Genomic DNA, 6,515 nt, shown 5'->3' on the forward strand with positions numbered 1-6,515 from the left:
CGCCGGCGTCGTCCGCAGTGGCTCGCGGCATCATCCCTCCGGCGGACCCGCGATGGTCCTGCGGGGTCAGCGGGGCCGGAGTCCCGCCCGGCGGAGGGCGAGGGCCGCCAGCGCGGCGGTGACGGCGGGGTCGCCGGTCCTCCAGCCCGCGGCGGCCTCCGGGTGCGCGGCGAGGATGTCGCGGGGGGACGCCTGGGTGAGCGCGCGCAGGGCCAGCAGCTCGGTTCCGCCGCCGGTCGAGCCGAGGGCGCGCAGCTCGGCGGTCCGGCGGGCGAAGCGGAGCCGGGGCCGGAGCCAGAGCACGGCCAGGAGCAGGAGCGGGAGGCCCCCGACGGCGAGCCCGGCGACCACGGCCAGGGCGCTCGCGAGCTGCTGCTGGTCGCGTCCGGCGGCGGCGAGCACGGAGCCGGCCCCGCTCGCCTCGTCGAACGGCGCGCGCACGGCGTCGCCGAGCAGGGGGATGCCGCCGAGGGTGGTCCCGGCGTCGCTCATGGTCGAGCCGAAGCCGCTGCCGGCGCTCTCGAGCCGACGGCCGATCTCGGCCAGGCCGGCGATCAGCGAGCCGACCGCGATCCCCGCGGCGATCGCTACGACGGCCACGCCGAGAGCGAGGGCGTCGGCCAGGATCTGCCGCGCGCGGACGGCCGGGAGGTCGGCGTAGATCTGCATGCGCCGATTATCCGGCGCGCTCGGCGGCGGTCGTGTCCACACCGCAGGAAGGATTCGTCGACAGGGCCCGGGATCCGCGTCTCTCCGCGAGGTCACCGATGTTCTTCCTCCGCTGTGAACACCTGGGCCGCCTCCGAGAGGGCTGCCCGGCCCGGCTCCTCGCCGCTTCTAGTCGAGCAGGTCGTGCAGCACGACGACCTGCTCGCGCTCCGGCCCGACGCCGATCGCCGAGAACCGGGCGCCGCTCATCGCCTCGAGCGCGCGCACGTAGTCCTGCGCGGTCTGCGGCAGGTCCGAGAACTCGCGGCAGCCGGAGATGTCCTCCTGCCAGCCGGGGAACTCCTCGTAGATCGGCTTCGCGTGGTGGAAGTCGCTCTGCGAGACCGGGACCTCGTCGTGGCGCACGCCGTCGACGTCGTAGGCGACGCAGACGGGGATGGTCTCGAGGCCCGAGAGCACGTCGAGCTTGGTGAGGACGAAGTCGGTGACCCCGTTGATCCGCGCCGAGTAGCGGGCGATCGGGGCGTCGTACCAGCCGCAGCGGCGCGGGCGGCCGGTCGTGGTGCCGAACTCGAAGCCCTGCCGGCGGAGGTACTCGCCCCACTCGTCGAAGAGCTCGGTCGGGAACGGGCCGGCGCCGACACGGGTCGTGTACGCCTTGATGACCGCGATGACGCGGTCGATGCGGTTCGGCGCGACTCCGGAGCCGGTGGCCGCTCCTCCCGAGGTCGCGTTGGAGGAGGTGACGAACGGGTAGGTGCCGTGGTCGACGTCGAGCATCGTGGCCTGGCCGGCCTCGAACAGCACCGTCCTGCCGGCGTCGAGCGCCTGCGAGAGGATCAGCGACGTGTCGGCGACCATCGGGCGGAGGCGCTCGGTGTACTGCAGCAGGTCCTCCAGCACCTGCTCGACCAGGATCGCGCGGCGGTTGTAGACCTTCACCAGCAGGTGGTTCTTCTGGTCGAGGGCGCCCTCGACCTTCTGGCGGAGGATGTTCTCGTCGAAGAGGTCCTGGATGCGGATGCCGACGCGGTTGATCTTGTCGGCATACGCCGGGCCGATGCCGCGGCCGGTGGTGCCGATCTGGCGCTTGCCGAGGAAGCGCTCCGTCACCTTGTCGAGGGTGCGGTGGTAGCTGGTGATGACGTGTGCGTTGGCGCTGACGAGCAGCTTCGACACGTCGACCCCGCGCGCGCTCAGCGCCTCGAGCTCGTGGAACAGCACCTCGATGTCGACGACGACGCCGTTCGCGATGACCGGGACGACGCCCGGGGTGAGGATGCCGGAGGGGAGCAGGTGCAGGGCGTACTTCTCGTCGCCCACCACGACCGTGTGCCCGGCGTTGTTGCCGCCGTTGAACTTCACGACGTAGTCGACGCGGCTGCCGAGGAGGTCGGTGGCGCGTCCCTTGCCCTCGTCGCCCCACTGGGCGCCGGTGATGACGATTGCTGGCATGGCGTGTCCTTCTCGACGGGAGGGGCGGGGGTGGGCGGGTGCGGCGCGGCAGTCGTGCCGCCTCCGCGCGACCAGCCGCTCGATTCTAGCGGAGGGGCCGGAGGACGGCTCCAGCGCGCGGGGCGGCACCGCGGACTCCCCCGGCTCCGGGCCGGCACCGCGGATCCATCGCCGAGCAATGCTCTCGATCCCGTCATGCGCAGTTCACACGCGGCGCATAGATTCGAGGACGTTCACACTCCACTCATCACGCGAACAGGACCACGATGCGCAGACTCCGCGCCGCAAGCCTCCTCGCCGTCGTCGCACTCGGAGCCGCCACCGCCGCTCCGATCGCCTCGGCCGCCCCTCTCGACGACGGCGTCGAGCTCACCCTGGTGTCGACGACCGACACGCACGGGCACGTCTACGACTGGGACTACTTCGCGAACGCGCCGTACCCGGCCGACGGTGCGCTCGGCCTCACCCGCGTCGCGACCGAGGTCGACCGCCTCCGCGCCGAGAAGGGCGAGGAGTCCGTGCTCGTCATGGACAACGGCGACGCGATCCAGGGCACGCCGCTCACCTACTACTACGGCCTCGGCGACGGCGCCGCGGGCGTCCTCTCCGGCGAGACGACGCACCCGATGGCCACCGCGTTCAACACCATCGGCTACGACGCGCAGGTCGTCGGCAACCACGAGTACAACTACGGGCTCGACATGCTCAGCGCGTACGAGGGCGACCTGAACGCCCCGCTGCTGGGCGCGAACGTCGTCGACGTCGCCACCGGCAAGCCGTACCACGACCCCTACACGCTGATCGAGCGCGAGATCGACGGGAAGACGGTCACCGTCGGCGTCCTCGGCCTCGTCACCCCCGGCGTCCGCGTCTGGGACAAGCAGTACGTCGACGGCGTCCTCGAGTTCCAGGACATGGTCGCCGCCGCGAAGCAGTGGGTCCCGATCGTGCAGGAGCAGGCGGACGTGGTCGTCGTCCTCGCGCACACCGGCCAGGGCACGGTGCCCGACGCCGAGTACGACGCCGCCGATCTCAACGAGGACGTCGTCAACAACATCGCGACGCAGGTCGCCGGCATCGACGTGGTCGTCGCCGGCCACAGCCACAAGGACCTGCCGCAGACGCTGTTCACCAACGTCGCCGGCGAGCAGGTGCTGGTCACCCAGCCCGAGTTCTGGGCGCAGGGCCTCACCGAGGTCACGCTGAACCTGGTGCCGGACGCCGCGGGCGGCCTCGAGGTCGACTGGTCGGCCGGGAACGCGCCCGTCACGCAGCCCGTCTACGCGAAGGACATCGCCGAGGAGTCGCCCGCACTGGTCGACGCCCTCGCCGAGCAGCACGCCGCCACGATCGAGTACGTGAACACCCCCGTCGCCGACTCGGTCGAGGAGCTCTCGGCCGCGACCTCGCGCTACGAGGACACCCCGATCATCGACTTCATCAACACCGTCCAGGCCGAGACCGTCGAGACGGCTCTCGAGGGCACCGAGTGGGCCGACCTGCCGGTGATCTCGCAGGCGTCGCCGTTCTCGCGCACCGCCGTCTTCCCGAAGGGGCAGGTCAGCATCCGCGACATCGCGGGCCTGTACATCTACGAGAACACCCTCCGCGGAGTGGAGCTGACCGGAGCCGAGGTGCGCGACTACCTCGAGTTCTCGGCCCGCTACTTCGTGCAGACCGCCGAGGGCGCCGTGTTCGACCCCGAGACCGGCACCAACGCGACGACCGAGGACCGCCCCGACGGCATCCCGGACTACAACTACGACGCGATCTCGGGCCTGGACTACGTGATCGACGTCTCCCAGCCCGCCGGCTCGCGGATCCGCGGTCTCGCCCACGCCGACGGCACCCCGGTCGCCGACGACGAGCGCTTCGTGATGGCGGTCAACAACTACCGCCAGAGCGGCGGAGGCGCCTACCCGGCCGTCGCGCAGGCACCGCTCGTCTACGACGAGCGTCTCGAGATCCGCCAGCTCCTCATCGACTGGTCGACCGCCCGCGGTGTGATCGACCAGGCCGACTTCTACGACCCCAACTGGTCGCTGACGACGGAGCCCGCCGCCGAGGTCCCGGTCACCCCGGCGCCGACCGAGCCCGGCACCCCGACGGAGCAGCCCACCACAGCTCCGTCGCCGCACCCCACCACCACGGCGGCCCCCGTCGCGGGAGGCTCCGGCCCGGGCTCGCTCGCGAACACCGGCGCCGACGCGGCCGGCCTGATCGGCGGAGCCCTCGTGCTGCTGCTGTCGGGTCTCGCGCTGGTCGTCGCGCGACGCCGCCTCGCGGCCTAGCCGAGCAGGGCACGGGCGGCGGTCGGCGGGGTCTCCCGCCGGCCGCCGTTCGTCGTTCCGGAGGATCGCGGGACGATCGGGCCGCGGACCGGCGGCTCAGTCCCCGCGGCGTCGCGACCGGCGGGCCCGCCAGGCTGAGAACGCCCCGGTCGACCAGAGCGCCCAGACCACCAGCAGGGGCTGGAAGACGAGCCGCACCGCGCGCGCCGCGTCCGTCTCGAGGCCGAACGCCGGCGTCCGCGTCAGCAGCTGCGAGATGTTCCCCGGGAAGACCGCGACAAAGAACGCGGCCACCACGACTCCCACGATCACGCGCCACCGCACGAGCACGACGAGCGCGAGCCCGAGCGCGATCTCGACGACGCCCGACGCGACGACCACCAGGTCCGGGTCGGCCGGCAGCCACGGCGGGACCTGCGCCTGGAAGGCCTGACGCGCGACCGTCAGGTGCGCCGTGCCGGCCGTGACGAGCAGCAGGCCCAGGAGGATGCGGGCGAGAGTGCGCGGGAGGGAGCGGCGTCCTCCGTCGGTCGCTGTGGCGGCGGTCATGCCCCCAGTCTGCGCTCGGAGCCCGCTCGCGCCGACCGCGAGCGCGTTCCGGCGGCGCCCCGTATCCTCGTTACCGCCCCGTCCGCAGACCGTGAAACGAGTTCCATGAGCACCCTGCCCCGCCTGATGGCCTTCGACCTCGACGACACCCTCGCCGCCTCGAAGTCCCCCGTCGACCCGGCGATGGCCGACCTCTTCGTGAAGCTGCTCCAGGCCACCGAGGTGTGCATCATCTCGGGCGGCCAGATCGGCCAGTTCCGGATGCAGGTGCTCGACCGCCTCGAGGGCGCCGACCCCGAGGTGCTCGCGAAGCTGCACCTCATGCCCACCTGCGGCACGCAGTACTACCGGTACGAGAACGGCGACTGGGCGCAGATCTACGCCGAGAACCTCACCGAGGACGAGAAGTCGCGCGCGCTCGCCGCCGTCGAGGAGAAGGCGAAGGAGCTCGGCTACTGGGAGTCCGAGACCTGGGGCCCGATCCTCGAGGACCGCGACTCGCAGATCACCTTCTCGGCCCTCGGCCAGTCCGCGCCCGTCGAGGTCAAGCAGGCCTGGGACCCGGACGGCGAGAAGAAGAACACCCTCCGCGAGGCCGTGCAGGCCGTGCTCCCCGACCTCGAGGTCCGCTCCGGCGGCTCGACGTCGGTCGACATCACCCGCAAGGGCATCGACAAGGCGTACGGGATGAACAAGCTCACCGAGCTCACCGGCATCCCTCTCGACGACATGATCTTCGTCGGCGACCGCCTCGACCCGGACGGCAACGACTACCCCGTCAAGGCGATGGGCGTCGAGTGCTTCGCCGTCGAGGGCTGGCACGACACCGCCGCGTACCTCCGCTCCTACGGCCTGTAGCCGCTCCGCGCGCGAGACATTCCGGGATCCCATGCTGCGGCGGGGGATTCCGTGCATCCGGGGGTCGTCGTACGCCCCGGGCGCTGGACGTCGTGGGCGGTGCGCGTCCAGCTGCCGTCAGGCGTCGGCGCCCCCTCGCGGGTCCTGTGCACCCGCGCGTCCAGGCGCTGCGCAGGCGGGCACCGTCAGGCGTCCGGTGCTCCGTCGGGGCCTCGGGCGCAGCGCGTCCAGGCTCGGCCGGTTCGGGATCTGCGCGTCCGGGCCCTGCGCGTCCCGGCCGCTGTCAGACGTCCTCGTTCAGCGATCCTGACGCCGTGCCGTCGAGGGCGAGGCGGAGCCGTTTCGGCAGGTTCGCGACCACGATCGCGTGCGACTCCTCGATGAGCTCGAGCACCAGCTCGGGCTCGACGGTCCCGCCGGCGTCGACGGTGACCCAGTGCTTCTTGTTCAGGTGGTAGCCGGGCTCGATCCCGTCGACCCCCGCGACCAGGTGCACCACGTTCTCGGGCAGCGCCTTCACGCTCACGACCGGCCGCCCGAACCGCTCCGACTCGAGCGCGAACACCTTCCCCGCGACCTTCCACACCCGGATCCCCTCCCCGACGAGCCCGCGGTCACCGCGGCCCTCGCGAAGCACGCGAACCCGGGAGCCGTCGAATTCGCCGCCCTCGCCGCCGCCCACCCGCGCTCCCC

The 6,515-nt window shown here is 72.2% G+C and carries 6 protein-coding genes; 2 read left to right on the forward strand and 4 right to left on the reverse strand.

All coding sequences use genetic code 11. The features are described 5' to 3' along the window. Positions 1-66: 66 nt before the first annotated feature. Positions 67-669 (reverse strand): hypothetical protein, encoded by a 603-nt coding sequence (locus C5C63_RS13220; protein WP_104225708.1) that lies wholly within the window; start codon positions 667-669, stop codon positions 67-69. Between the two features lie 168 nt (positions 670-837). Beyond that, complete coding sequence (locus tag C5C63_RS13225) at positions 838-2,124, reverse strand: adenylosuccinate synthase (RefSeq protein ID WP_104234282.1); 1,287 nt, start codon at positions 2,122-2,124, stop codon at positions 838-840. A 266-nt stretch (positions 2,125-2,390) separates the two neighbouring features. Here C5C63_RS13225 and C5C63_RS13230 point away from each other — a divergent pair, with 266 nt between their 5' ends. After that, positions 2,391-4,415 (forward strand): bifunctional UDP-sugar hydrolase/5'-nucleotidase, encoded by a 2,025-nt coding sequence (locus tag C5C63_RS13230; protein WP_104326215.1) that lies wholly within the window; start codon positions 2,391-2,393, stop codon positions 4,413-4,415. 96 nt (positions 4,416-4,511) lie between these two features. Here C5C63_RS13230 and C5C63_RS13235 read toward each other — a convergent pair whose 3' ends face one another. Further along, on the reverse strand, positions 4,512-4,964 hold the full coding sequence (locus tag C5C63_RS13235) for a DoxX family membrane protein (RefSeq protein ID WP_104326216.1): 453 nt from the start codon (positions 4,962-4,964) through the stop codon (positions 4,512-4,514). 105 nt (positions 4,965-5,069) lie between these two features. Between C5C63_RS13235 and C5C63_RS13240 the strand changes: the two genes are divergently transcribed. Then, entirely contained in the window at positions 5,070-5,822 is a 753-nt protein-coding gene (locus C5C63_RS13240) for an HAD-IIB family hydrolase (protein WP_104222786.1), read from the forward strand. A 283-nt stretch (positions 5,823-6,105) separates the two neighbouring features. On the opposite strand, the gene C5C63_RS13245 is transcribed toward C5C63_RS13240, so the two are convergent. Next, positions 6,106-6,515, reverse strand: a 410-nt coding sequence (locus C5C63_RS13245) for an MmcQ/YjbR family DNA-binding protein (protein ID WP_146086393.1), incomplete at its 5' end; no start/stop codon positions are given.

The organism is Rathayibacter sp. AY1B8 (genome assembly GCF_002932775.1).
Classification (GTDB): domain Bacteria; phylum Actinomycetota; class Actinomycetes; order Actinomycetales; family Microbacteriaceae; genus Rathayibacter.

Excerpts from the sequence above, each read along its gene's own strand:
- C5C63_RS13220 (WP_104225708.1), bottom strand. The coding sequence starts at position 669 with ATGCAGATCTACGCCGACCTCCCGGCCGTCCGCGCGCGGCAGATCCTG.
- C5C63_RS13230 (WP_104326215.1), top strand. The coding sequence starts at position 2,391 with ATGCGCAGACTCCGCGCCGCAAGCCTCCTCGCCGTCGTCGCACTCGGA.
- C5C63_RS13225 (WP_104234282.1), bottom strand. The coding sequence starts at position 2,124 with ATGCCAGCAATCGTCATCACCGGCGCCCAGTGGGGCGACGAGGGCAAG.
- C5C63_RS13235 (WP_104326216.1), bottom strand. The coding sequence starts at position 4,964 with ATGACCGCCGCCACAGCGACCGACGGAGGACGCCGCTCCCTCCCGCGC.
- C5C63_RS13240 (WP_104222786.1), top strand. The coding sequence starts at position 5,070 with ATGAGCACCCTGCCCCGCCTGATGGCCTTCGACCTCGACGACACCCTC.